Raw genomic sequence first — 22,771 nt, 5'->3', positions numbered from 1 at the left:
GCCCCGCGCCGCCCCGCGCGGCCCCGCGCGGCCCCGCGCCGCCCCGCGCGGCCCCGCGCCGCCCCGTGGCCACCGACACGACCTAGGGTCAGGGACCATGATCGATGTGCTCGCGGCCGGTCCCCGGATCGCCATCCGCCCCTTCACCTACGACGACGCCGAGGAGTTCACCGCCGCCGTCCGCGCCAGCGAGGCGCACCACCGCCCCTGGCTCTTCCCGCCCCGTACCGCCGAGGAGTACGCCGGGTACGCGGCCCGGCTGATCGAGGAGCCCGCCCGGGCCGGGTTCCTGCTCTGCGAGCGGGCGGAGAACGGGCGGATCGCCGGGTACGTCACCATCAACAACATCGTTCACGGCGCCTTCCGCTGCGGCGCCCTCGGCTACGGCGGCTTCGCGCACGCGATCGGCCGGGGGCTGATGCGCGAGGGGCTCGACCTGGTGGTCCGGCACGCCTTCGGGCCGTTGGGGCTGCACCGGCTGGAGGCCAATATCCAGCCCGGCAACGCCGCCTCCCGTGGGCTGGCGGGCTCCCTCGGCTTCCGGCTTGAGGGGTTCTCGCCCGCCTTCCTCCATATCGACGGCGCCTGGCGCGACCACGAGCGCTGGGCGATCACCAGCGAGATGGTCCCGCCCCTGCCCGCCGGGAAGACCGGGGCGGCGGGGAAAGACTGACGCACGGAACCCCTGTTCGCGGCGGCCGTGACCCTGTTCCATGGTCACGGGCCGGGCGAACCGGAACCGGCCCCACGGCGAGTTGAGCGACAGTGAAGCGAGGTTGCCTTGGCCACCACCGTGCGGCGTACCGTACTCACCCTCCCCGTGGCCCCCGTCGGCCCGGCCAATCCGCTGCCCGCGCTGCGCACCCTGGACCAGACCCACTCCCTCGGCGAACTGACCGAGCGGGACCGGCGGGAGCTGCCCCGGGAGATGGCCTGGCAGATCGGCTACGAACCCCTGCGTACCCTGCTGCCCGTCCGGGTGCGCGACGGCTACGGACGGCAGCGGAGCGAACGGGACCTCGACGCGATCGTGATCGAGAACGACCAGCTGCGTGTCACCGTGCTGCCGGGACTCGGCGGCCGGATCCACGGGCTCCACCACAAGCCCACCGGCCGGGAGCTGCTCTACCGCAACCCGGTCCTCCAGCCCGCCGACTTCGCCCTCAACGGGGCCTGGTTCTCCGGCGGCATCGAGTGGAACATCGGCGCGACCGGCCATGGCACCCTCGCCGTCGCCCCGCTGCACGCCGCCGTCGTCCCCGCGCCCGACGGCGGGGAGATGGTCCGGCTCTGGGAGTGGGAGCGACTGCGGGACCTGCCCTTCCAAGTGGACCTCTGGCTGCCGGCCGACTCCGCGTTCCTGCGTGTGGGGGTACGGATCCGCAATCCGCACGAGCGGGCCGCGCCGGTCTACTGGTGGTCCAACACGGCCGTCGAGGAGCACCCCCGTACCCGGGTCGTCACCCCCGCCGACGAGGCGTGGCACTTCGGCTACGCGCGGCGGCTGGACCGTATCCCCGCCCCCGTCCACGAGGAGGAGGACCACAGCTATCCGGCGGACGGGGAGTTCCCCGCCGACTACTTCTACGAACTGCCCGAGGACGGGCGGAAGTGGATCGCGGCCCTCGGCGCCGACGGACACGGACTGGCGCAGACCTCCACCGGCGCCCTGCGCGGACGCAAGCTCTTCCGCTGGGGCAGCGGGCCCGGCGGACGGCGGTGGCAGCGCTGGCTCACCGAACCCGGCACCGTCGGCTACGCCGAGATCCAGGCCGGGCTCGCCCGTACCCAGCTGGAACATCTGCGGCTGGACGGCGGCGAGGAGTTGAGCTGGCTGGAGGCGTACGGGCCGCTGAGCGCCGACCCCGCCACCGTCCACGGCGACGACTGGGCCGCCGTCCGCGCCGAGGTCGGGGCCAGGCTCGCCGACGCGCTGCCCGCCGAGGCCGTGGACGCCGCCTACGCCGCCTGGCGCGCGAGCGCGGACACCGAACCGGTCCGCCCCCTCGCCACCGGCTCCGGCTGGGGCGCGCTCGAAGTCCTGCGCGGTGGGCTGAAGCTGCCGGGCACCCCCTTCGACGAGTCCACCCTCGGTGAGGAGCAGGCGCCCTGGCGCTCCCTGCTGGACAGCGGGGTCTTCCCGGAGCCGCGCCGGGTCGCCCCGCCCGGGGACTCGCTGGTGGCCCAGCACTGGCGCGACATGCTGGAGACCGCGCCCGCCGAGCCGCTCACCGAATACCACCTCGGGGTGGCCCAGTGGCACGCGGGCGACCGCGCCCAGGCGGTCCGCAGCTGGGAGCGCGGTCTCGAACTCGCGCCCTCACGCTGGCCGCTGCTGCGCTGTCTGGCCGTCGCGGACCAGGAGGTCGGCCACCACCAGCGGGCCGCCGACCGCTATCTGGAGTCCTTCGAGGACCTCTGCCAGGAGCGCCGCGACGACGGCGAGATCTGGACGGCGGCGACCGCCGCGCTCGGCCGCGAGGCCATCGAGGCCCTGCTGCGCGAGCGGCGCGCCGCCGACGCCCGCTCGGTCTGGGCCCGGCTGCGCCCCGCCGTCCAGCGCCGGGGCCGGTTCCGGCTGCTCCACGCCCGGCTGCTGCTCGCGGAGGGGCACCGGGAGGCGGCCCGCGCGATCTTCGACGCCGGTTTCGAGGTCGCCGATCTACGAGAGGGTTCGGAGGTCCTGGGCGAGGTGTGGGCGTCTCTGACGGACGAGCCGCTGCCGGAGGAGTACGACTACCGGATGCGGCCCGGTACCGAGGGGCGCTGAGGCCCGGGCCGCCGAGGGGCGCTGAGGTCGCGCCCCCGCGTCCCGTCAGCCGTCGCCGTCCGGTGCCGCCACGTCGGCGTAGAGGCGGAACAGCCTTGGCAGCGGACGGTCCGCCGACAGCGCCGTCCGGCTGTCGAGGAGCCGTTCCCAGCACTCGGCGGAGAGCCGGCGTGCGGTCGCGCCCGGCCAGGGCCGGGGCAGCAGCTCCGGCGGGAGCAGCGGGTCGGGGCGCATGGCCCGGCTGAACTCGGCGGCCAGTTCCACGGCCATCACCAGCTGCTCCGCCTCGGTGCGCGCGCCCGCCGGGGAGGTGAGCCGGGTGAGGCCGGCCCGGGCGAAGGCGGTGAGGCGTTCGTACCGTGCGGCGATCTCATCGAGCGGCCACAGGGCGGCGGCCAGCGCGGCGGGGGCCTCGGTGCCTGCGGTGCGCAGATCGGTGCTGGTGAGGAAGGTGACCGCGTCGAGGACACCGAGCCGGCGCGCCTCGGCCTCGATATGGTCCTCGATGGGGTTGGGGCTGACGTACAGACCGGCGTGGAGCGGGGCGGCGCCGAGGTGGACCAGCGTGTCGCGCAGGGTGTCACGGGCCGCGCGCCGGGTCTCGGGGATGGCGAAGGCGAACAGGTGCCAGCGGCCGTCCCAGGGCGCGCGCCCCGCGTCCTGGGCGTAGGCGTACCGGACGTAGTCGGCGTCGGGCGCGAGGGCGCCGGTGACATCGGCGACGGCCCGCAGCACGGCCTTGCGGCCCCGGCCCTCATGGGTGAAACGGCCCTCGGCGACCAGGCGTTTGACGCAGAGCCGCACCTGCTGGTCGCTCATGCCGAACAGCCCGGCGACGGTGTACAGCTCGGCGGCGTCGACGGTGCCGTCCTCGCGGACAAGGGCGTGCACCAGCAGCCGGGTGGAGACCTCCGGCCGGAAGGGAGTGTCGGTCATGGTGTCCGCCCGGGAGCGGCGGGGCGGGCGTCGGCGGCCGTGACCTGGCGGCGCATGGTGGTGGCGGCGCTGAACCCCATCGGTCCGCGCAGCCAGGGAGTGCGTGTGGTGCGGACCGCCGCGAAGCCGTGGCGCTCGTACAGGGCCCGGGCCCGGGGGTTGGTGTCGATGACGTCGAGACGGATCCGGTGGCAGCCGTGGTCGGCGGCGACGGCGGCGATCTCGCGCAGCAGCAGTCCGCCGACCCCACGGCCCCGGTGGGCCGGGTCGACGGCGATCCCGTCCATGACCAGTTCGCCGTCGGCGGCCCGGCGTTCGAGCAGGGCGAGCAGCGCCAGCCGGGGCACTCCGCGCACCCGCCCGTAGGCGGCGAGCACATCGTTGGCCCCGCCGCCGGTCAGGGCACGTCCGCCGAGCTGGTACCCCGCCACACCGATCACCTCCTCGCCGTCGAGGACGACGATGCCCCGGTCCGGGTGGAGATGCCGGGCGATGAAGGCGCGTCCGGTCTCCGCCGGGCCGAGCGCCGGGCCGAGCTTGCGTCCGAACGCCTCCCAGTACAGCGCGGCCACCCGCGCCCGCGCCGCCGCCGGGACCTCCCGCCGCACCTCCTGCCGGGTGCTGGGTGTCTTCTCCCTGTTCATCGCGCCGCCTTCCGCATCCGCTGTCCCGTCCGCCCCGGGCGGTGCCGTGTCCGTCCGGGATGATCCTCGGTCCATCATGAGGAACGAGTGTAGTACGTTCATTCTCGGTACGAGCGTTCAAGAAGCGATAGTTTCTTCGAGGAGGTCCATCGATGGCCCACGTCACCCCACCCGTCAGCGGCAGCGGTACCGGCGGTACGGGCGCTTCCGGGAGTACCGGCGGTACGAGTCGATCCGGCGGCGGCGCCGACGGCGGCGGCGACCACGGGAGGGCCGCCGCCCCGCCACCCCGCTCCACCACCCCCGCCGCGCCCGCACGGCTGGCCCATGTCGACACCCTGCGCGGCTTCGCGCTGCTGGGCATCCTGATCGTCAACATCACCTTCCTCGCCTCCGCCTACCGAGGCGCCGGACTGGCCGAGCCCGGCTTCGACGGGCCGCTGGACCAGGCGGTGCGCTGGATCGTGGCGGTCCTCTTCGAAGGCAAGTTCTTCCTGCTCTTCTCCTTCCTCTTCGGCTACGGACTCACCCTCCAGCTCGCCTCCGCCGAACGGCGCGGAACGCGGTTCACGCCACGGTTCCTGCGGCGCCTCGCGGGCCTGTTCGTCCTCGGCGCCCTGCACGCGGTGCTGCTCTTCCCCGGCGACATCCTCACCACCTACGCCGTCCTCGGTCTGATCCTGCTGGCCCTGCACCGCATACGGCCGCGCACCGCCGTACGGATCGCCGTGACCCTGCTGGCGGTCACCGGCGCCGCCTACGCCCTGCTGGCGTTCGCCCTCCGCGACACCACCGGTACCAGCACCGCCACGCTGACCGCCCACGCCGAGGCGGCGACCGAGGCCCTGCGGGGCGGGCCCGCGTCCGTCATCGGCGCCCACCTGGACCAACTGCCCGACGTCGCCGTCATGCTGGTCTTCTTCCAGGCGCCCGCCGCCCTCGCCGCCTTCCTGCTGGGGCTCGCCGCGGGCCGCCGCCGCGCGCTCGCCGACCCGGCGGAGCACCCCGGCGCCCTGCGGCGGCTCCAGCTCTGGGGACTGACCGCCGGACTGGCCGGAGGCGTGGTCTACGCCCACTCCGCCCAGCCGGGCCAGGGCACCGGCTACCAGGTGCTCGGCATCGGCGTCGACGTCGTCACCGCCCCACTGCTGGCCGCCGCCTACGCCGCGACCGTGCTGCTCCTGGCGCGGCGCTGGCGGGAGCACCCCGTCACCGCGCTGTTCACGGCGGCCGGACGCATGACCCTGACCAACTACCTCACCCAGTCCCTGGTGTGCGCCCTGCTCTTCACCGGCTACGGCGCCGGACTCGTCGGCCAGGTCTCCCCGGCCGGGCTCCTCGCCCTCGCGCTGGCCCTCTTCACCGTCCAGGCGGCCGTCTGCCAGTGGTGGCTGCGGCACCATCCGTACGGTCCGGCCGAATGGCTGCTCCGGGCCTGGAGCGGGCTCTCCCGGCCGGACTGGAGGGGCAGGGCCCGCTGACGCGGGGGGCGTTGCCCCGGGGCCGGTGCCTCCCGCACGATCCTTCTATGGAGTCACCCAGGCACCTCTTCCCCCACCGCACCCGCTACCTCAACACCGCCACCTACGGCATCCCGCCCACCGCCGCCCATGAGGCCGCCCTCGCGGCGGAGCGCGACCGGGCCGCCGGGCGGATCCGACCCGCCGAGATGGACGAACACGTCCACCGCTCGCGGGCCGCCTTCGCCCGGCTGCTCGGGGTGCCCGTGGCGCGCGTGGCGATCGGCTCCCAGGTCTCCCCACTGGTGGGCCTGGTCGCCGCCGGGCTGCGGCCGGGCGCCGACGTCGTCGTGGCGGAAGGCGACTTCACCTCCCTGCTCTTCCCCTTGCTCGCGGCACGGGAGCGCGGGATCACCGTCCGCCCGGCGCCCCTCGCCGCACTGCCGGACGCCATCCGGCCCGGTACCGACCTCGTCGCGGTCTCCGCCGTACAGTCCGCCGACGGCGCCCTCGCCCCCCTGGACGCGATCCTGGACGCGGCCGCCGCGCACGGCGCCCGGGTACTCGTCGACGCCACCCAGGCCGCGGGCTGGCTGCCCCTGCCCGCCGACCGGATCGACCTGCTGGTCTGCGCCGGATACAAGTGGCTGCTCGGGCCACGCGGCACCGCGTTCCTGACCGGCACCGAGGAGGCGCTGGCCCAGCTGCCCCCGCTCGCGGCGGGCTGGTACGCGGGCGAGGACATCTGGGACTCCCTCTACGGCACCCCCCTGCGCCTCGCCGCCGACGCCCGCCGGTTCGACGTCTCCCCGGTCTGGAACTCCTGGGCCGGGCAGGCCCCCGCCCTCGAACTCCTCGACGATCTGGGCATCCCGGCGATCCACCGCCACGACCTGGCGCTCGCCAACCGTTTCCGGACCGGACTCGGCCTCGCCCCCGGCGACTCGGCCATCGTCTCCCTCGACGTGCCGCCGGGCACCGCCGAACGCCTCGCCGCGCAGGACGTCGTGGCCGCCGTGCGGGCGGGACGGCTGCGGTGCTCCTTCCATATCTCCACCACCGAGGAGGACGTCGACCTGGCGCTGGAGGTGCTGACGGGCTGACGGACCGACCGGGCGCGTCCGGCCCGGCGGAGGGCGCCCTTCCGGCTCGGGCGCCGCGCGGCGCCCGGGTCAGGTGAGCACCTTGCGGTCGACGTACTCGAAGACCGAACCGTCGGGGTGCACGGCGATCAGATTGCGGCCCGCGGGGGTGGGCACCGGGCCCGCGACGATCCGGGCCCCGCCCTCGGACAGGGCGGCATAGACATCGAGGACATCCCGCACCGCGATGGTCGCCGTCACCTTCCGCAACACCTCCAGCTCCGCCTCCGGCCCGCTCATCAGCAGAAAACAGCCCACGGCCGCGACCGACACCCCGCCGCGCTCGAAACGCTGCGGGGTGCTGCCGGTGAGCCGCTGGTAGAAGGCGGTGGCGGCGTCCAGGTCGGTGACGCAGATGCGAAGAGTGGTGCCCAGAATTTCCATACGGGGGAGGGTAGTTGGCCGCCCCCGCCCCCCGGCACTCCCTCTCCCCCTCGGCACTCCCTCTCCCCTCCCGGCACTCCCTCTCCCCTCCCGGCACTCCCTCTCGCCTCCCGACCCGACCTCTCTCGCGGGCCGCGCCCGCGTGCGGAGTGTCGCCCTGCGGGCAACCTCCATCGCCCCGGGCGGGACGCCTGCCCACAAGGGGCGGAAACCGGCTGCCCGCGGTGGGCGCGGGTCCTGTCGGCGTGGGGTGGACACGGGCCGCGCGGGGTCAGGCGTGGCAGAGGATCTCGCCGTGGGGGACGAGGAACCACGCCGTGTCATGGGTGGCCCACTCCCGCCATCCCGCCGCCACCGCGTCCAGTCCCTCCCGCGTCGTGTGCCCGCCCTCCACCGCCAGGCGGGCGTAGACGGAGGCGACCGTGCGGTCCGCCCAGAGCCCGCTCCACCAGGCGCGGTCCTCGGCGCCGGCGAAGCACCAGCTGCCCGCGCCCGCGCGGATGTCGGTGAAACCGGCGGCGCGGGCCCAGGAGAGCAGCCGCCGTCCCGCGTCGGGCTCGCCCCCGTTGGCGCGGGCGACCCGGCGGTACAGGGACTGCCAGTCGTCCAGCGCGGGCACCTCCGGGAACCAGGTGAAGGCGCCGTAGTCGCTGTCCCGGGCGGCGACCACGCCGCCGGGGCGGCAGACCCGCCGCATCTCTCTCAGGACATGGACGGGATCGCCCACATGCTGGAGTACCTGATGGGCGTGGACGATGTCGAAGGAGTCGTCGGGGAAGTCCAGGGCGTTGACGTCGCCCACCCGGAACTCCACGTTCTCCAGGGCTCTCGCGGCGGCGTGCTCGCGCGCCCGCGCCACCACGTCCGCCGCCCGGTCCACCCCGGTGACATGGCCCTCGGGCACCAGTGCCGCCAGATCGGCCGTGATGGTCCCCGGTCCGCAGCCGATGTCCAGCACCCGTGCCCCCGGCGTCAGCTCCCCGAGCAGATAGGCGGCCGAGTTGGCCGCCGTCCGCCAGGTGTGCGACCGCAGCACGGACTCGTGGTGGCCATGGGTGTAGACGGCGTTCTCCGCGCGCATGACGGCTCCTTCTGGTGGCGTTGGGACGCTCCGGACCATGGGTCCACCGTAGGGAAGGAGACCGAATGCTGAGAAGATCTGTCTTGAATAGCGGGATGGCGAGCTCGCGGGCCCGCTCAGAGCAGCGTCTGCGGCCGGTACACCGTCAGCGCCGCCGGTACCTTGTCCAGCACCAGCTCCGGGGGCGCCTCGCGCACCTCGCCGTCGAAGGCCAGCCGGGTCCCGGGGGCGAGTCCGCCGATCCGCAGCCGGTGCAGGCGTTCGGCGGCGTGCACCGGGGAGCGGCTCAGGGGTCCGGCGAGGGCCGCCGCCACCAGACGGGCGCCGGGCCAGCGCCCGCCGTGGACGATCCGTACGTCCAGCAGGCCGTCCGCCAGGTCGAGCCGGTGGCCGGGGGTCGGGCCGACCGGATCGTAGAGCCCGTTCCCGGCGAACAGCAGCCACACCGGGCGGCGGCGGCCCGCCACCTCGGCCTCCAGCGGACGGCCGTGGCGCAGCACCCGCAGCGCCGCGAGCACCCCGGCGGGCCAGCCGCCGACCCGGCCCGACCAGCGTTCACGCAGGGTCACCAGCTCCGGGTAGACCCCGAGGCTGAAGGTGTTGAGGAAGTAGCCGGGGCGCCCGCCGTCGCCGTCGGGGCCCGGGGTGAAGCGGCCGAGGTCCACCCGTACCGCCTCCCCGGCCGTCAGCGCGCGACAGGTGTCGGCGGCGGACTCGATGCCCAGGTCGTAGGCGAAGTGGTTGTAGGTGCCGCCGGGGAAGACCGCGAGCGGCAGACGGTGGGCGGCGGCGACGGCGGCGACCGTGTTGATGGTCCCGTCGCCGCCGATGACCCCGAGCGCGCGGCAGTCCCGGGCGGCCCGCTCGGCCGCCGGGCCGATCTCGTCGGGCGCGCACTCCAGCACCTTGGCCTCGGGCAGCTCGGCCTGGACGGTGGCGGACGCGCCCGCCGCCCCCGCCGGGCCCAGCGTGAGCACCCCGCCCGTCGCGGCGGGGCCGGACTCCCGGTTGACCAGGACCACCAGGCCCGCGCCCTCCGGCAGCGCGGGCGCGTCGGCCCTCGGCCGGCCGGGCGGCGGCAGCTGGGCCCGCGTCGGCACCAGGGTCCGCAGCGCGAAGGCGGCGCCGACGCCGAGCGCGGCGCCCGCCAGGACATCGCTCGGATAGTGCACGCCCGTGTAGACCCGCGAGAACGCGACCGACGCCGCCACCGGGGCCACCACCGCGCCCCACCCCCGTGACTCCAGTGCCACACCGGTCGCGAACGCGGCGGCCGAGGCGGCGTGCCCGGACGGGAAGGAGGTGGTCCAGGGCTGGCGCTTGAGCTGTCTCACCCTCGGCACCGCGTCCAGCAGCGGGCGGGTCCGGCGCACCGACCGCTTACCGATGGTGTTGATGACACCCGACGCCAGCGCCAGCGAGGCCACTCCCCGGGCGGCGGCCCGCCGTGACCGCCCCCCGGTGCCGAGCGCGGCGATCCCGGCCGCCGCCGCGAACCAGAGCACCCCGTGGTTGGCGCCGCGGCTCAGCCGGGGCAGCACCGGCTCGGCCCCCGGCCACCGCCGGGTGGCGACGGTGTGGAAGAGCCGCCGGTCCACCCGGCTGAGCAGGGCGAGCGCGGCCGGCAGGGAACGTGTGTGGGTGCTGATGTGTGTACTGGGGTGCGACATGGGTCGCGGGTACCCCGTCACGGGGGCGGGCACGCCGACCTGGCTCCATTCGGAAGACCCCGCCGTCGGAGGACTGCCACCCGTCGGTGGGCTGTCACCCACCGGTCACCGCCGCTGGCCGTCACCCGCGTCGGTCACCGCCGTCGGCCCTCACCCACCGGTCACCGCCGCTGATCGCCGTCTGTCGGTGGCCCCACCGCCCTGGTTACGATCCGGTCCGTGAACGCGCACCCCGGCCATGTGGCCTCCTTCGCCGCCGCGTTCCACCGTGTCGTCCGCCGGTCCCGCGCCCACTGTCGCTGAACGTCCCGCGCGTCGTGACGCCCCACGGCTGTCCGACCGTCACTTCCCGCGCGTCTGTCGCTGAACGGCCCGCGCGCCCCTGACGTCACCGTTCGTCCGTCTGGCAGCCTCTCCGCCCGTCCGCCCCTTCGTCCGTCCGCCCCTTCGCCCCTTCGTCCGTTCGTCTCAAGGAGCTCCGAAATGCATCCCGCACGCCGCCGCAGCCTCCTCAAGCTGACCGCCGCCTCCCTCGCCGCCGCCCCGCTCGCCCCCCGGCCCGCCGACGCCCTGCCCCGGGCCGGGGCGGAGGCCGCCACCGCCGTCCCCACCGCCGCGCCCGGCATCGTCAAACCCCTGCCCACCGCGTACTTCACCGTGCGCGGCACCAACGCCGAGAGCCGGTTCGACGCCTTCCGCGGTACCGGGCCGCTCACCTCCGCCGACCGCTTCTTCGTCCGCAACCACACCACCACGCCGAGGATCGACGAACGCGACTGGAGCCTGACCGTGTGGGGCTCCGGACTCGACGGCGGCCCGGTCCGCTTCGGCTACGGGGAGCTGCGGTCGCTGCCCTCCGTCACCCGTACCGCCGTGCTGGAGTGCGCGGGCAACGGCCGCACCCTCTTCACCACCCAGCAGGGCCAGCCGGTCAGCGGCACCTCCTGGACCCTCGGGGCGGTCGGCGCGGCCCGCTGGCGCGGGGTACGGCTGCGGGACGTCCTGCTGAGGGCGGGACTGTCGGCCGCCGCCGTCGAGGTGATGCCACGCGGTCTGGACGCCCCCTTCGTCAGCGAGGGTGTCGACCATGGCCGGGTGCGCCGCCCGCTGCCGGTCGCCAAGGCCCTGGACGATGTCCTCCTCGCGTACGAGATGAACGGCGAACCCCTCCCGTACGACCACGGCTACCCCGTCCGGGTCGTCGTCCCGTCCTGGATCGGGATCGCCTCCATCAAGTGGGTGGGCGACATCGAGGTCAGCGACACCCCGCTCAGCTCGCCCTGGAACACCCGCTTCTACCGGTTCTTCGGCGACGCCCATCCGCCGGAGGGCAGCGCGCCGCTGACCCGGCAGACCCTCAAGAGCGCCATCGAGCTGCCCTTCGGCGCCACCGTGGCGGCGGGTACGACACACCGGCTGACCGGGCGCGCCTGGTCGGCCCACGCTCCGGTGGAGCGCGTCGACCTCAGCACCGACGGGGGCGTGAGCTGGCGCCCGGTGTCCCTGTGCGACACCCCGCGCCGTGACGAGTGGGTCCGTTGGAGCGCGCCCTGGTGCCCCCGCTCGGCGGGTCCGGCCGAGCTGCTGACCCGTACCACCGACCGCGCCGGGAACACCCAGCCCGCCCGGGCCGTCCACAACACCCAGGGGTATCTCTTCGACGCCGTGGTCCGCCACCCCGTCACGGTGGAGTGAGCGCGGCCGCGCGGGAGTGCGGGGGCGCGCCCTCGCCGGTCCGCCCCGGCGTGTCCTCCGCGTGTCCCCGGTGTGCGCGCCCGTCCCGACCCCCGTATAAAGGCGCGTGTACATCCCCGACGGAATCCCGATCGATCCCGACGGCATTCCGGCCGATCGCGACCGGTCCTGGCGGCCCGTGACGCAGGGTCGCCGGAGAACGGGTCACCGTCCCCGGGGCTGACGCGCGGACACGAGGTACCCAGGGGCCCGTGGCCGGGCCCGGACGACCCCGGGAGGCGGCGGCATGCGCTCCACGGAACCCCATGGCGCGAACGAAGCCCACGGCGCGCACGAACCCCACGACACGCACCAAGCTCGGGGCTCGTCGGATTCCCCTGGCGCGAACGCACGCCCTGGTGTGAACGAACCCCACGGCGTCACCCAGCCGCCCCGCCACGGCACCGCAACCGACCGGCACCGTCCCGGCCCGACGCGCGACGGGGGCGCGGCGGACCCGGGCGGCGGCGCCGTGCGCTACGGTCCGCCCGCCCCCGAACCGGGGCTGCCCGTCCTCGGCGACCTCGCCGACGCCCTCGCCGGGGCCGCCCGACTGGCCCACGGCGAGCCCCCGGGCGGCGGGCCGGTGCTGCGGGAGGCCGCCTGCGGCTACTGGACCCGGCGCGGGCTGCGCAGCGTCCCCGACCAGGTGGTCGCCGCCCCCGGGCCCCAGCCGCTGCTCTCGGCGGTGCTCGCCGCCCATGGCGGGGATGTGCTGATGCCCCGGCCGTGTCCCGCCTGGTGGACCCCCCAGGCCCGGTTGCTGGGACGGCCCGCCTACCACGTGCCCACGCCCGCCGAGTCGGGTGGCGTGCCCGATCCGTACGCCCTGCTGGAGACCGTGCGGCGGGTGCGGGCCGAGGGCGGCGAGCCACGGTTGCTGCTGCTCTCCGTCGCCGACGACCCGACCGCGACGGTTCCGCCGCCGGAGCTGGTGCGCGAGGCGTGCGAGGCCGCCGTCGCCGAGGGGCTGCATATCGTCAGCGACGAGACCTGGCGCGACACCCTGCACCGGCCGCACGAGACCGTGCTGGTGAGCCCCGCCGAGATGTGCCCCGGCGATGTCACCGTCCTGGCCGATCTCACCGGGGCGCTGCTGCCGTCCTCCTGGCCGGTGGCCGTGGCCCGGTTCCCGGTCGGCGCCGCCGCCGTACGCGACCGGGTGCTCGATCTGCTGACCGCCCTCGGGGGGTTCGTGGCCGAGCCGCTGGCGGTGGCCGCCGCCCGCGCCCTCGACGAACCCCCGTCCATCGCCGCGCGGATCTCCGGGGCCGCCGCCCTGCACGCCACGCTCGCCACCGCCGTGCACACCGTCGTGACCGCCGCCGGGGCGCTCGCCCGGCCGCCGCGCGCGGGCCGCCACCTCTACGCGGATCTCGGGCCGCTGCGACCGGGGCTCGCCCGCCGGGGGGTGAGCGACTCCATGGACCTGGAGGAGTACCTCTCCGCCCGTCTCGGCGCACCCGCCCCCGGTGGCCACCGCTTCGGTGACGAGCTGGGCGCGCTGCGGGTCCGGCTGGCGACCGCGTACCTCCTCGGCCCGTCGCCCGAGACCCGCGCGCTCTCCCTGACCGCCCCCGACCCCCTGGCCCTTCCGCACACCGCCGACGCCCTCTCCCGGCTGACGGCCGCCCTGGCCGAGCTGGGCTGACCACACGGGCGTACGGAGGCGGGGTGCCGTCCCTCGTACGGAGGCGGGGTCCCCGCCCCCGTACGGAGTCACCGGCCGCGCGCTGCGGACCGGCGCCGACACGGGCGAACAGCCGGGAACAGGTGCGAACCCACGTGGATACCCGGCACACCAGCGCCCCGGCGGGCCTGACCGCCCCGCCCCGGCGCCCCACCGGCCCGCGGGCGGGTCAGGCCCGCTGGGTCGGGGTGTCCGGGTCCGGCCCCGGGCGCCGGTGGCGGAGTCTGCGCCACAGCGCGGGCACCCCGCTGATCAGCAGCGTGAGCCCCACCGCGAGGGCCACCCCCTGCCATGGCTGGGCGAAGAGCGAGCCGCCCAGGACCCCGATCAGCTGGTAGGTCAGCGCCCACGCCAGCGCGGCCGGAAGGCTTCCGCGGACGAACGTCCGCAGGGTCATCCCGGAGAGCAGACACGCCAGCATCACCGGAATCCGCCCGGCCGGAACCAGCCGGGACAGCACGAGGACCGTCACCCCGTGCTCCTCCAGCTGCCGCTGGGCCTGCTCCAGCCGGTCCGGCGGGGCGTGGTCGCGCAGTCGGCCGAGCCAGCGCGAGCCGTTGCGCGAGCGCACTCCGCGCCGCCCCAGCCAGTACAGCGTCATATCCCCGAGGAAGGCCGCCGAGGCCGCCGTGAGGAAGACGAGGAGGAGCGCCAGCGGGTCCGTCTGGTGCAGCGCCACCACCGTCGCCGAACTCACCAGGGCCCCCGTCGGCACCACCGGCACCAGCGCGCCCAGGGCGATGAGGGCGAAGAGCGTGGGATAGCCGATGGCCCGCTGGGTCGACTCCGAGGGCAGTCTGGCCAGCTCCAGCATGTCCACCGCCAGGCTTCCGCCCGCGCGGACCAGGCCCGCCGCGTCGGCCGCCAGGGCGGGGCCGGTGCCCAGCACCTCCGCCGCCAGGCCGCTCACCGCGCCGTCACCGGTCTGACCCGCTCCCCGTGACCGAGCCGGTGCACGGTCACCCCGGGCGCCAGCAGCGCCGCCTGCCGGACGAACTCGTCTCCGGGCGCGTGGAACTCGTGCGGGCGCACCCCGTCCATCCCGATCGGCCAGTAGGTGCCGTAGTGCACCGGCACGGCGGAGCCCGGCCGCAGTGCGGCCAGGGCCTGGGCGGCACGGCCCGCGTCCAGATGGCCATGGCCGAGATAGGGGCCCCAGCCCCCGACCGGGAGCAGCGCCACATCGATCTCGCCGACCGCCGCCGCCATCGCGTCGAAGAGTCCGGTGTCCCCGGCGAAGTAGGTCCGCGCCTCGCCGGTGATCACATAGCCGAGCGCGGGGGAGTGCCGGGGCCCCACCGGCAGCCGCCGCCCGTCGTGGCGCGCGGGCACCGCCCGTACGGTCAGATCCCCGACCCGCACCTCGTCCCCGGGCACCACCTCGGTGACCGCGAGTCCCAGCCGGGCCAGCCGGGGCACGGAACGGCTCGCCCCACCGGGCACGAGGACCCGGGTACCGGGCGCGAGCCGGGCCAGCGAGGGCAGGTGGAGGTGGTCGGAGTGCAGATGGGAGACGAGGACCGCGTCGGCGACGGCCGCCTCCGGGGGCGGCAGGGCGCCGCGCCGCCGCCGCAGGTGCGCCAGTCGCCGCACGAAGAGCGGATCGGTGAGCACACGTGTGCCGGAGTCCTCGACCGTGCAGGTCGCATGACCCCACCAGGTGACCTCCACCGTTACCCGGCCCCTTTCCCCCGACGGCGCGGCGCCGTGGACGCCGCCGTCCCGCCGTCGCGCTCTGTCATCCGTACGTTCATCTCGTGCCGTCGTGCCGCTGTGGGTGGTCCAGGAGGGGCGCGCGGTGTCGCCGCGCGCGCCGTTCCCCGGGTACGAGCGTAGGCCCTGATCCGGAGTAGGGTCGGCGGTTACGACGCGGGCGGACGCCACGGCGGTGGTCGGGCCCGGCCGGGTACGGCGTAGACCGAAGCAGAAGGTAAGGACTTATGGGCGGCTTACGCATGGCGGCCATCGCCAGCCTCACCCCCCTCGAAGAGCTCGACGACGATCCGTTCCTCGTCGACACCCGTGGCCAGCGGGCGATGTGCGCCCGCTGGGCGGAGGAACGCGGACACACCATCACCCGGCATCTGATCGTCCACGGGCTCCGCCATGACCACCGGGGGCTCTGGGCCGATGTGGAGGAGGGACGGGTCGACGGCTTCGTCACACCGAACACCCGGGTCCTGGCGCGTGCGCTGGCCTCGGTCGACCGGTTCACGGCGGAGTGCGCCCGGCGGGGTGTCCCGATCGAGACGGCCGATCTGGCGGAGCCGGTCTACGACGCGGCGATGAAGGCGGACGTCCACCGCAGACTCTCGATGCCGACGGCGGGCTACGACGGCTGCTGAGCGGGTCCGACGGCGGGCTGCGACGGCTGCTGAGCGGGTCCGACGGCGGGCTACGACGGCCGGAATCCGGGTCCGGAAGGTGCCGCTGACCACGCGCCCGCGCCCCGCAACCCCCAGCCGTGGCGGTTTCCCGTTGGGCACCGGTTCGCCCTTCCCTCGTCCACGAGCCGCGCCCGGCCGACTCCTCCCGCGCCCTGCGTGCCGCCCGCCGTGGCGGCAGGCACATCCGCCGCCCTCGCCGCCGCCCCTCGCGCGCCCGCGTGCGCCCCCGTGGCCGGGCCGTTGACCTTGGGTCCCGCTTCGGACCCGCCGCAGTTCCGCGAGGGCCCGCTCCGCGCCCTCCGCGCGCTGTGCAACGCTGGAAGCCGGTGCCGAGGACGAGAGGGATGCGCGTGGCCGAACGATGGCGCAGAGCGGGGGGCGCCCTGCTGCGTGTGACGGCGGTGTGGGCGGTGTCCACCCTGACGATGCTCGTGCTCGCCGGGCTGCTGCCCGACTTCAAGCTCCAGTCCAACGACGGCGAGTCCCTCACCCGTACCTCCCTGACCGCCGCCTGGGGCGCGGGCGCCTTCGGACTGCTCACCGCGCTGGTGTGGCCGCTGGTGGTGCGGGCGCTGCTGCTGGTGCCCGCGCTGGTGCTCGGGCTGCTGGTGTTCTTCCTCAACGGCACACTGCTGCTGGTCGCGCTGCGGCTGATCCCCGGCGGCGGCGCCGCCGACCCGCGGACCGCCATCGTCGTCGCGGCCGCGATGTCGGCCGTCGCCTCCGCCACCTCCACCGCCCTCGCCGTCCGGGACGACGACGCCTACCGGCGCCGGCTGTCCCGGCTCGCCACCCGCCGCTCCCGCCGGGCGGAGGGCGCGAGCTGCCCCGGCAGCGCGGGCATCGTCTTCCTCCAGCTCGACGGCGTCGGCCACGAGGTGCTGCTGAGGGCCGCCAAGGACGGGGTGATGCCGACCGTCGCCGCGTGGATCGACACAACGCACCGGCTCACGCCCTGGCGTACGGACTGGTCCAGCCAGACCGGCGCCAGCCAGCTCGGCATCCTGCACGGCACGACCTACGACGTGCCCGCCTTCCGCTGGTACGAGAAGGACACCGGCCGCCTCATGGTCAGCAACCGCCCGGCCAGCGCGGTCGAGCTCCAGCGCAGGGCGGTACGCCGCACCGGTGACGGCGGGCTGCTCACCGCCGACGGCGCCAGCCGGGGCAACCTCTTCAGCGGCGGCGCCGACCAGGTGGCGCTGGTGCTCTCGGTCTCCACCCGGCGCGGCCGGGCGAACCGTTCCCGCGCCGGGTACTTCGCCTACTTCTCCGACCCGGCCAACGCCGTCCGTACCGCGCTCTCCTTCGTCGCCGAGGTCGGGCGGGAGATCCGCCAGTCGCTGGCGTCCCGGCTGCGCGGCGACTGCCCCAGGATCGGCCGGGGCGGGCTCTACCCCCTCGTCCGCGCCTTCGCCACCGTCGTGGAACGCGATGTGGTGGTGGCCGCCGTCATCGGCGACATGCTCGCCGGGCGCACCGCCGTCTACGCCGATCTGGTCGCCTATGACGAGGTCGCCCACCACTCGGGACCGCACAGCCGGGACGCCGCCCAGGTCCTCGCCTCCCTCGACCGTTCCCTGGCCCTGATCGCCCGCGCCGCCGACCACGCCCCCCGGCCCTACCGGATCGTGCTCCTGTCCGACCACGGCCAGAGCCCCGGACAGACCTTCGAAGGCGCGTACGGGCTGACCCTGCGCGAGGCCGTACGGGCGGGCTGCGGGCTGCCCGTCACCCGCCGGGCATCCCGCAACCCGTGCGGCGCCGAGGCGAGGGACGCGGCGGCCGACGCCCTGCTCGGCGCGCTGCACCGGGAGCCGGAGGAGGGAGACCTCCCGGAGGCCGGTCCGGGCGCCGACCCGATCGTGCTCGCCTCCGGCAACCTGGCGCTGGTCTCCTTCCCCGACGTACCGCACCGGCTCAGCCGGGAGGAGATCGACGCCCGCCATCCGGCGCTGCTGCGCACCCTGGCCGACCATCCCGGCATCGGGTTCCTGCTGGTGCGCAGCGAGGAACACGGCTCGGTGGTGCTGGGCCCCGGCGGTGCCGAGGTGCCGATCGGTGAGCTGCGCGACGACGGACCGCTGGCCGGGTTCGGCCCCGGCGCGGCGGACGCGGTGCGGCGCACCGACTCCTTCCCGCATGTCGCCGACATCATGATCAACTCCAGCTATGACCCCGAGACGGGGCGGGTGCACGCCTTCGAGAGCCAGATCGGCTCCCACGGCGGCCTGGGGGGCGAGCAGTCACAGCCGTTCCTGCTCTCGCCACTGGAGCTGTCCCCGCCCCTCGCGGAGCACGCCGACGGCCCGGAACTGTCCGGCCCGGAACTGTCCGGTACGGAACTGTCCGGTACGGAACTGGTGGGCGCGGAGCGGGTGCACCGGGTGCTGCGCCGCTGGCTCGGGGAGTGCCACGGGCCCGAGATACCGCTCGCGTCGGTGGAACGCGACCACGAACGGGTCTAGGCCTTCTCCGCGAAGTCCCGTCTGTCCGTCGTGCCCTGGCGCGCACTGCCCCTGGGCCTCCGGCCCGGGTGGGGGTGCCCCCGGGCGGAGCCTGGGGGAGCGCCCCCTGTCCCAGCCCCCGCTACCCGACCCCGCCTGATGCATCAGACAGGCCCTCAGGGCTGCCCCGCATCCGCCACCGCGGATCCATCCGCGGGAACCGGCCCGCCACACAGGCGAAAGCCGACGCCAACTCCCCAGCCCATAGGCCAGATTCGCCCATCCCCGCCATGCCCGGAACAACGAGACCGACCAGCTCAGGCGGCGATTTCTGACGGGAGTACGAGCGCATCTCGGCCCCACCCAGGTGGCTCTTCCACGCTCTGCTGATTCTCTTCACGAAGCGCGACGCGGAAGCTTCGAATTCCATGGGCGCACGTGCGCTTTCGAGCTGCTCTCGACGCCCCTTCAGGCGTATATCTATCGATCTAGAACAAGCCACTGCATCCTGAACGCAGTGCTTCCAGGGAGATCGCCGGTGCTCTACATGTTCCCGTAACGGGCCATGGGGATGTCGATGAAACTTGAGCAAAAAACAGGGAGAGTCAATGGCGTGTTCTCGCCTAGCCGCGCCTCAAGGCTGCTCACTAGGGTGGCTCACCCTGAAGCTTCACGCCTGCTTCACGGTAAGAAGAATTCATAACCCATTATCGAATGAAATCGATCTCCAATTTTCACGGATAGTCCGCTCGCATATGGATTTCGTAACTCGCTCCGGCAGACGAGGAGCGAGCAGAGACAGGAGGTTGATATGACGCGAACTCGACGCGCATGGGGAATCTGCGCGGTCATCACGGCACTGGTGGCGGGCTCCAACGTCGCCTCGGCCAGCGCCGCGCCGGACTCGTCCCTGCCGCAAACGCCGCCCGTCACCATGGGCTGCACGAACCATGCGCATAACAACGGGGACGATGCGTACGGCAATTCGACCATCTCTGAGCTGCATATCCGCAGCGGACCTCACAGCAACTGTCCGATCGTCGGCACCGTCGATCGGAACTCAAGGCTGAACTGGCACTGCTTCACCGTGAATGAGGTCGGCAACGAGTGGACCTACCTTGCTATTCACAACACGAACACCTTCGGCTGGGTCTACAACGGGAACCTGACGGGCAGCGGTAGCGAGGTTCGTTGCCGATAGGCATCCGGCGCAAAACCGGTTCTCCGGCAGAGCCGGCCGCTTCAGGAGGAAGTCCATCTCGACTCACCCCATGCGCTGAGCGACAAAGCAGGAAACCTCGCACCCGGGCCGGCTCAACCTGGTGCGAGGTCCTGCATTTCACTACCGCTCGGGGTCGTCCGATCCGTTCTCCTGGTCGAGCGCACGCACGGCTCTGACCTCTGCGGTCAGAATGAGCCGGGCTCACTCCAGGAAAGCCCGGTGCTTTTCCGGCCCTTTCGGGTCCTGGCTGCTGAGGTTGAACTCGGGATGTCGTGCCGCTGATCAGACGGGTTGGATGCTCAGGCCGGTCTCGGTGAGGCGGGCCCCGGCAGCGGCCCGGCGGACGCGAGGGGTCGAATGCCTGTCATGCCCACCGCCCCGCCGGGAACGCTGGGTCAGCGCTGCTCGGCGAGGACAGGGCCCGAACCCACCCGGGCAACGGGCGGGGGCCGAACGGGGGACACCGGAGGGCCGAACGGGGGAATCGGACTCCTGGAAGGCATAGGCGGGGAGAGCGGAGGGGCAGGGGACACACCGTCCAGGAGGTCAGGCCCATGCCCCAGCGCCCCTCCGCGCACGCTCTCGCGGCCCGTTCTGCCCACGCCGTGCTCACGGTGCTGATGGTCGCCGCCGTCGCCCTCGCCCTCTCGGCGGCTCCCGCCACCCCACCCGAGGCACGGCCCCTCGGCGCCCTCTCCGGCGCCCCCCTGGACCCCGTGGGTTCGATCGGACTCACCGGATCGAACGGCTCCACCGGCACCGCGCCCGAGGAGAGCGACTCCACCGTCACCGCCGGGGGCCGCTCCCGCACGGCGGCCCGGCCCCCGGGCCACGGCGGACGGGCCGGGACGGGCCCCGGGCGCGCGCCCGACACCGCACCCGGCCGATCACTCCACCAGGGTCCGTCACCGGCCCGCGCCCCCCGCCGCGAGGTGCTGCGCTGCTGATCGGCGCCGAACACACCGGCACCTCAGCTACCGCATCCCTCACAGGTGGAGTCAGCACATGCCCATCGACCCCTTCGCCGCGCTCAACGCACTGATCCGCGCCGAGGTCGCCCGCTCCGATGAGCGGCGCCGGCGGCCGGAGAACGAGGCCGAGCACACTGCCCCCGAGGAACGCCGTCCGCGACCGGACGAACCCCAGGACCGGCGGACGTGAACCCCGCCATCACCCCTGCCAGGAGGCCATGACCTCCGACGTCATCGACCGGACACCGGTCCCGGCGGCAGGCTGGGGGCACCGGATCCCGGGCGGCGCACTCCGTCCGGGGTCCACCCCGTACCCCGACCTCGCTGGAGGCTGATCCCTATGTCCACCGCGCTCCTCGCCGGAATCGCCCGCACCACCGAGCCGCAGTCCGCCCTGCGCCGGGTGATCGCCCTGGACGCGGTGGTCACCGGCGTGAACGGGCTCGCCTACGCCGTCGCTCCCGGCCCGCTCGGGCGGCTGCTCGGCCTCGACCCGGACACCCTGCGGCCGGTCGGCCTCTTCCTGGTCCTCTACGCCCTCGCGGTCGCCGCGCTCGCCGCCGCGCAGCGGCCCCCGGTGCCGCTGGTGAAGCTCCTGGTCGATGTCAATCTGCTCTGGGTGGTGCTCAGCCTCGTCTCGCTCGTGCTCTGGTTCGACCCGACGGCCGCCGGGACCGTCTGGATCCCCCTCCAGGCCCTGGTGGTCGCGGGCTTCGCGGCCCTCCAGTGGGTGGCGCTGCGGCCCCTCACCCGCTGAGTGAACGCAGCTGGTCCGCCGTCGCCGGGTCGGCCGGGAGGAAGGTCTCGATGGCCAGCTCGGCGACGGTCACGTCCATCGGTGTGTTGAAGGTCGAGATCGAGGAGACGAACGAGAGCGTCCTGCCCCGGTGTTCGAGCACCATCGGCAGAGCGAAATAGGGGTAGGGGAACGCCCCGCCCGGCTCGGACGGCCCCCCGTGCGCACCTCCATCCCCGCCCGGATCCCCGGACCCGCCCCGAGACGCCGGGGCGGGGTAGGCGGCGACCTCCTCGTACACCGCCCGGAGCGCGTCCGAGCGGGAGAGCGCGATCTGACGCTCCATCTGGTGGAGCAGATGGCGCCGCCAGGCGGGCAGATTACGGATCCTCGGCGCGAGCCCCTCGGGGTGGAGCGTGACCCGCATCGCGTTCAGCGGCGGGGCCAGGACATGCTCGGGAATCCCCTCCAGCAGCATCGCGATGCCCCGGTTGGCCGCGATCACCGTGTACACCCCGTCCACCACCAGCGCGGGATAGGGCTCATAGCCCACGAGGATCTGCTCCAGCCCCGCGCGCAACGTATGGAGGGCGGGATCGTCGAGCGCGGTCTCGGCGTAACGGGGCGCGTAACCGGCCGCCAGCAGCAGCGCATTGCGGTCCCGCACCGGTACGTCCAGATGCTCGGCCAGCCGCAACAGCAGATCCTCACTGGGGCGGGACCGTCCGGTCTCCACGAAACTGATGTGGCGCGCCGAGGAATCGGCGCGCAACGCGAGCTCCAGCTGACTCACCCGGCGCCGCTCGCGCCAGTCCCGCAACAGCGGTCCCACTCCCGTACGCGTGACAGTCTTCATGGCCCCGACCGTAGTACGGAGAACGGACTGATGGACGAGGGGTAGGGCCCGGACCCGGTGGTCAGGGGCGCGAACGGCCGAGCAGCACGGCGAGTTCCCCCTCCATGTCCACACGGACCGCGCCGCCCTCCCGCTCGGCGGGAACCGTCGCATACGTATGCGCCAGGAAATGCCGCAGCCGGGCCCGGGTGAACCGCAGCAAGGCCACACCCTCCACGGACCGCAACTCCACCATCGTGCGCGCCCGGTCATGCGGCCAGATCCGCACATCCCCGGAGCCCGACGGGATCCGCAGCCCGGTATCGAGCAGCGAACGCGCGAACGTCCAGGTCACCGACTCGCCATAGAGCGCCACGGAGGCCGGGAAAACCATATGGACGGCGAGCGGATCCCCCGCCTCATAACGCAGCCCGACCAACACGGGCACGGGCTGCGGGGAGTCGCTGACGAGGTGGGCCGGTGCGGTCTGTTCAACGGTGGTCAGCATGTCTGGCTCCTTGGCGCCTGCGGGTTTCCGCTCCTCTCGCACTACGACGCTGTGATTTTTTTTGCGGTTCTTCTGTTTTTTTAGCGGTTCTTCGCCTCCGGGGCGCTTTAGTCGATGTCTCGCGTCCGACGTGCTCGATCGCTCGTTCCTCGCG

The 22,771-nt window shown here is 74.2% G+C and carries 21 protein-coding genes; 12 read left to right on the top strand and 9 right to left on the bottom strand.

Annotation, left to right across the window (positions count from 1 at the left end; genetic code table 11):
* The first annotated feature begins 97 nt into the window (after nt 1-97).
* Nucleotides 98-673, top strand: a complete 576-nt coding sequence (locus ACFVIM_RS17090) for a GNAT family N-acetyltransferase (protein ID WP_384301866.1) — start codon at nt 98-100, stop codon at nt 671-673.
* A gap of 108 nt (nt 674-781) precedes the next feature.
* Nucleotides 782-2,770, top strand: a complete 1,989-nt coding sequence (locus ACFVIM_RS17085) for a DUF5107 domain-containing protein (protein WP_384301863.1) — start codon at nt 782-784, stop codon at nt 2,768-2,770.
* Nucleotides 2,771-2,815: 45 nt separating this feature from the next.
* Here ACFVIM_RS17085 and ACFVIM_RS17080 read toward each other — a convergent pair whose 3' ends face one another.
* Both ACFVIM_RS17080 and ACFVIM_RS17075 read right to left on the bottom strand, forming a co-directional pair.
* Nucleotides 2,816-3,706, bottom strand: coding sequence for a PaaX family transcriptional regulator C-terminal domain-containing protein (locus ACFVIM_RS17080; protein ID WP_384301861.1), 891 nt, complete (start codon nt 3,704-3,706; stop codon nt 2,816-2,818).
* Entirely contained in the window at nt 3,703-4,350 is a 648-nt protein-coding gene (locus ACFVIM_RS17075; protein WP_384301859.1) for a GNAT family N-acetyltransferase, read from the bottom strand. The genes ACFVIM_RS17080 and ACFVIM_RS17075 overlap by 4 nt, the downstream gene beginning before the upstream one ends.
* 152 nt (nt 4,351-4,502) lie before the next feature.
* Here ACFVIM_RS17075 and ACFVIM_RS17070 point away from each other — a divergent pair, with 152 nt between their 5' ends.
* On the top strand, nt 4,503-5,831 hold the full coding sequence (locus tag ACFVIM_RS17070) for a DUF418 domain-containing protein (RefSeq protein ID WP_384301857.1): 1,329 nt from the start codon (nt 4,503-4,505) through the stop codon (nt 5,829-5,831).
* A 47-nt stretch (nt 5,832-5,878) separates the two neighbouring features.
* Nucleotides 5,879-6,913 (top strand): aminotransferase class V-fold PLP-dependent enzyme, encoded by a 1,035-nt coding sequence (locus ACFVIM_RS17065; RefSeq protein ID WP_384301855.1) that lies wholly within the window; start codon nt 5,879-5,881, stop codon nt 6,911-6,913.
* 69 nt (nt 6,914-6,982) lie between these two features.
* On the opposite strand, the gene ACFVIM_RS17060 is transcribed toward ACFVIM_RS17065, so the two are convergent.
* The 3 genes from ACFVIM_RS17060 to ACFVIM_RS17050 form a co-directional block, all read right to left on the bottom strand.
* On the bottom strand, nt 6,983-7,336 hold the full coding sequence (locus ACFVIM_RS17060; RefSeq protein ID WP_384301853.1) for a VOC family protein: 354 nt from the start codon (nt 7,334-7,336) through the stop codon (nt 6,983-6,985).
* A gap of 271 nt (nt 7,337-7,607) precedes the next feature.
* On the bottom strand, nt 7,608-8,417 hold the full coding sequence (locus tag ACFVIM_RS17055) for a methyltransferase domain-containing protein (RefSeq protein WP_384301851.1): 810 nt from the start codon (nt 8,415-8,417) through the stop codon (nt 7,608-7,610).
* Nucleotides 8,418-8,533: 116 nt separating this feature from the next.
* Entirely contained in the window at nt 8,534-10,087 is a 1,554-nt protein-coding gene (locus tag ACFVIM_RS17050; RefSeq protein ID WP_384301849.1) for a bifunctional phosphatase PAP2/diacylglycerol kinase family protein, read from the bottom strand.
* Between the two features lie 483 nt (nt 10,088-10,570).
* Here ACFVIM_RS17050 and ACFVIM_RS17045 point away from each other — a divergent pair, with 483 nt between their 5' ends.
* Nucleotides 10,571-11,782 carry a sulfite oxidase gene (locus ACFVIM_RS17045; protein WP_384301847.1) on the top strand — a complete coding sequence of 404 codons (1,212 nt, stop codon included), beginning with the start codon at nt 10,571-10,573 and terminating at the stop codon, nt 11,780-11,782.
* 400 nt (nt 11,783-12,182) lie between these two features.
* Nucleotides 12,183-13,472 carry an aminotransferase class I/II-fold pyridoxal phosphate-dependent enzyme gene (locus ACFVIM_RS17040; RefSeq protein ID WP_384301845.1) on the top strand — a complete coding sequence of 430 codons (1,290 nt, stop codon included), beginning with the start codon at nt 12,183-12,185 and terminating at the stop codon, nt 13,470-13,472.
* 208 nt (nt 13,473-13,680) lie between these two features.
* On the opposite strand, the gene ACFVIM_RS17035 is transcribed toward ACFVIM_RS17040, so the two are convergent.
* Nucleotides 13,681-14,325 carry a DedA family protein gene (locus ACFVIM_RS17035; protein ID WP_384301867.1) on the bottom strand — a complete coding sequence of 215 codons (645 nt, stop codon included), beginning with the start codon at nt 14,323-14,325 and terminating at the stop codon, nt 13,681-13,683.
* 92 nt (nt 14,326-14,417) lie between these two features.
* On the bottom strand, nt 14,418-15,182 hold the full coding sequence (locus tag ACFVIM_RS17030) for an MBL fold metallo-hydrolase (RefSeq protein WP_384301843.1): 765 nt from the start codon (nt 15,180-15,182) through the stop codon (nt 14,418-14,420).
* A gap of 269 nt (nt 15,183-15,451) precedes the next feature.
* Here ACFVIM_RS17030 and ACFVIM_RS17025 point away from each other — a divergent pair, with 269 nt between their 5' ends.
* The 6 genes from ACFVIM_RS17025 (at nt 15,452) to ACFVIM_RS17000 (ending at nt 21,295) form a co-directional block, all read left to right on the top strand.
* Nucleotides 15,452-15,856: a hypothetical protein gene (locus tag ACFVIM_RS17025; RefSeq protein WP_384301841.1), complete on the top strand. Its 405-nt coding sequence runs from the start codon at nt 15,452-15,454 to the stop codon at nt 15,854-15,856.
* Between the two features lie 386 nt (nt 15,857-16,242).
* Nucleotides 16,243-18,366, top strand: coding sequence for a phage holin family protein (locus ACFVIM_RS17020; protein ID WP_384301839.1), 2,124 nt, complete (start codon nt 16,243-16,245; stop codon nt 18,364-18,366).
* Between the two features lie 790 nt (nt 18,367-19,156).
* Nucleotides 19,157-19,546 (top strand): SH3 domain-containing protein, encoded by a 390-nt coding sequence (locus ACFVIM_RS17015; RefSeq protein WP_384301837.1) that lies wholly within the window; start codon nt 19,157-19,159, stop codon nt 19,544-19,546.
* A gap of 575 nt (nt 19,547-20,121) precedes the next feature.
* Complete coding sequence (locus ACFVIM_RS17010; RefSeq protein WP_384301836.1) at nt 20,122-20,514, top strand: hypothetical protein; 393 nt, start codon at nt 20,122-20,124, stop codon at nt 20,512-20,514.
* Between the two features lie 58 nt (nt 20,515-20,572).
* Nucleotides 20,573-20,728, top strand: a complete 156-nt coding sequence (locus ACFVIM_RS17005) for a hypothetical protein (protein ID WP_384301834.1) — start codon at nt 20,573-20,575, stop codon at nt 20,726-20,728.
* Between the two features lie 150 nt (nt 20,729-20,878).
* Nucleotides 20,879-21,295: a hypothetical protein gene (locus tag ACFVIM_RS17000; protein WP_384301833.1), complete on the top strand. Its 417-nt coding sequence runs from the start codon at nt 20,879-20,881 to the stop codon at nt 21,293-21,295.
* On the opposite strand, the gene ACFVIM_RS16995 is transcribed toward ACFVIM_RS17000, so the two are convergent.
* Both ACFVIM_RS16995 and ACFVIM_RS16990 read right to left on the bottom strand, forming a co-directional pair.
* Nucleotides 21,285-22,130, bottom strand: a complete 846-nt coding sequence (locus ACFVIM_RS16995) for a helix-turn-helix domain-containing protein (RefSeq protein ID WP_384301832.1) — start codon at nt 22,128-22,130, stop codon at nt 21,285-21,287. The genes ACFVIM_RS17000 and ACFVIM_RS16995 overlap by 11 nt on opposite strands.
* A gap of 61 nt (nt 22,131-22,191) precedes the next feature.
* Nucleotides 22,192-22,617 carry an SsgA family sporulation/cell division regulator gene (locus ACFVIM_RS16990; protein WP_384301830.1) on the bottom strand — a complete coding sequence of 142 codons (426 nt, stop codon included), beginning with the start codon at nt 22,615-22,617 and terminating at the stop codon, nt 22,192-22,194.
* Nucleotides 22,618-22,771: the final 154 nt, after the last annotated feature.

This window comes from Streptomyces sp. NPDC057638 (assembly GCF_042800315.1).
Lineage (GTDB): Bacteria > Actinomycetota > Actinomycetes > Streptomycetales > Streptomycetaceae > Streptomyces.
This window is presented reverse-complemented; position numbering and strand designations above follow the sequence as displayed.

Coding starts and splice junctions, on each gene's coding strand:
- ACFVIM_RS17090 (WP_384301866.1), top strand. CDS start 98: ATGATCGATGTGCTCGCGGCCGGTCCCCGGATCGCCATCCGCCCCTTC.
- ACFVIM_RS17080 (WP_384301861.1), bottom strand. CDS start 3,706: ATGACCGACACTCCCTTCCGGCCGGAGGTCTCCACCCGGCTGCTGGTG.
- ACFVIM_RS17075 (WP_384301859.1), bottom strand. CDS start 4,350: ATGAACAGGGAGAAGACACCCAGCACCCGGCAGGAGGTGCGGCGGGAG.
- ACFVIM_RS17070 (WP_384301857.1), top strand. CDS start 4,503: ATGGCCCACGTCACCCCACCCGTCAGCGGCAGCGGTACCGGCGGTACG.
- ACFVIM_RS17065 (WP_384301855.1), top strand. CDS start 5,879: ATGGAGTCACCCAGGCACCTCTTCCCCCACCGCACCCGCTACCTCAAC.
- ACFVIM_RS17060 (WP_384301853.1), bottom strand. CDS start 7,336: ATGGAAATTCTGGGCACCACTCTTCGCATCTGCGTCACCGACCTGGAC.
- ACFVIM_RS17055 (WP_384301851.1), bottom strand. CDS start 8,417: ATGCGCGCGGAGAACGCCGTCTACACCCATGGCCACCACGAGTCCGTG.
- ACFVIM_RS17050 (WP_384301849.1), bottom strand. CDS start 10,087: ATGTCGCACCCCAGTACACACATCAGCACCCACACACGTTCCCTGCCG.
- ACFVIM_RS17045 (WP_384301847.1), top strand. CDS start 10,571: ATGCATCCCGCACGCCGCCGCAGCCTCCTCAAGCTGACCGCCGCCTCC.
- ACFVIM_RS17035 (WP_384301867.1), bottom strand. CDS start 14,325: ATGCTGGAGCTGGCCAGACTGCCCTCGGAGTCGACCCAGCGGGCCATC.
- ACFVIM_RS17025 (WP_384301841.1), top strand. CDS start 15,452: ATGGGCGGCTTACGCATGGCGGCCATCGCCAGCCTCACCCCCCTCGAA.
- ACFVIM_RS17020 (WP_384301839.1), top strand. CDS start 16,243: ATGCGCGTGGCCGAACGATGGCGCAGAGCGGGGGGCGCCCTGCTGCGT.
- ACFVIM_RS17015 (WP_384301837.1), top strand. CDS start 19,157: ATGACGCGAACTCGACGCGCATGGGGAATCTGCGCGGTCATCACGGCA.
- ACFVIM_RS17010 (WP_384301836.1), top strand. CDS start 20,122: ATGCCCCAGCGCCCCTCCGCGCACGCTCTCGCGGCCCGTTCTGCCCAC.
- ACFVIM_RS17005 (WP_384301834.1), top strand. CDS start 20,573: ATGCCCATCGACCCCTTCGCCGCGCTCAACGCACTGATCCGCGCCGAG.
- ACFVIM_RS17000 (WP_384301833.1), top strand. CDS start 20,879: ATGTCCACCGCGCTCCTCGCCGGAATCGCCCGCACCACCGAGCCGCAG.
- ACFVIM_RS16995 (WP_384301832.1), bottom strand. CDS start 22,130: ATGAAGACTGTCACGCGTACGGGAGTGGGACCGCTGTTGCGGGACTGG.
- ACFVIM_RS16990 (WP_384301830.1), bottom strand. CDS start 22,617: ATGCTGACCACCGTTGAACAGACCGCACCGGCCCACCTCGTCAGCGAC.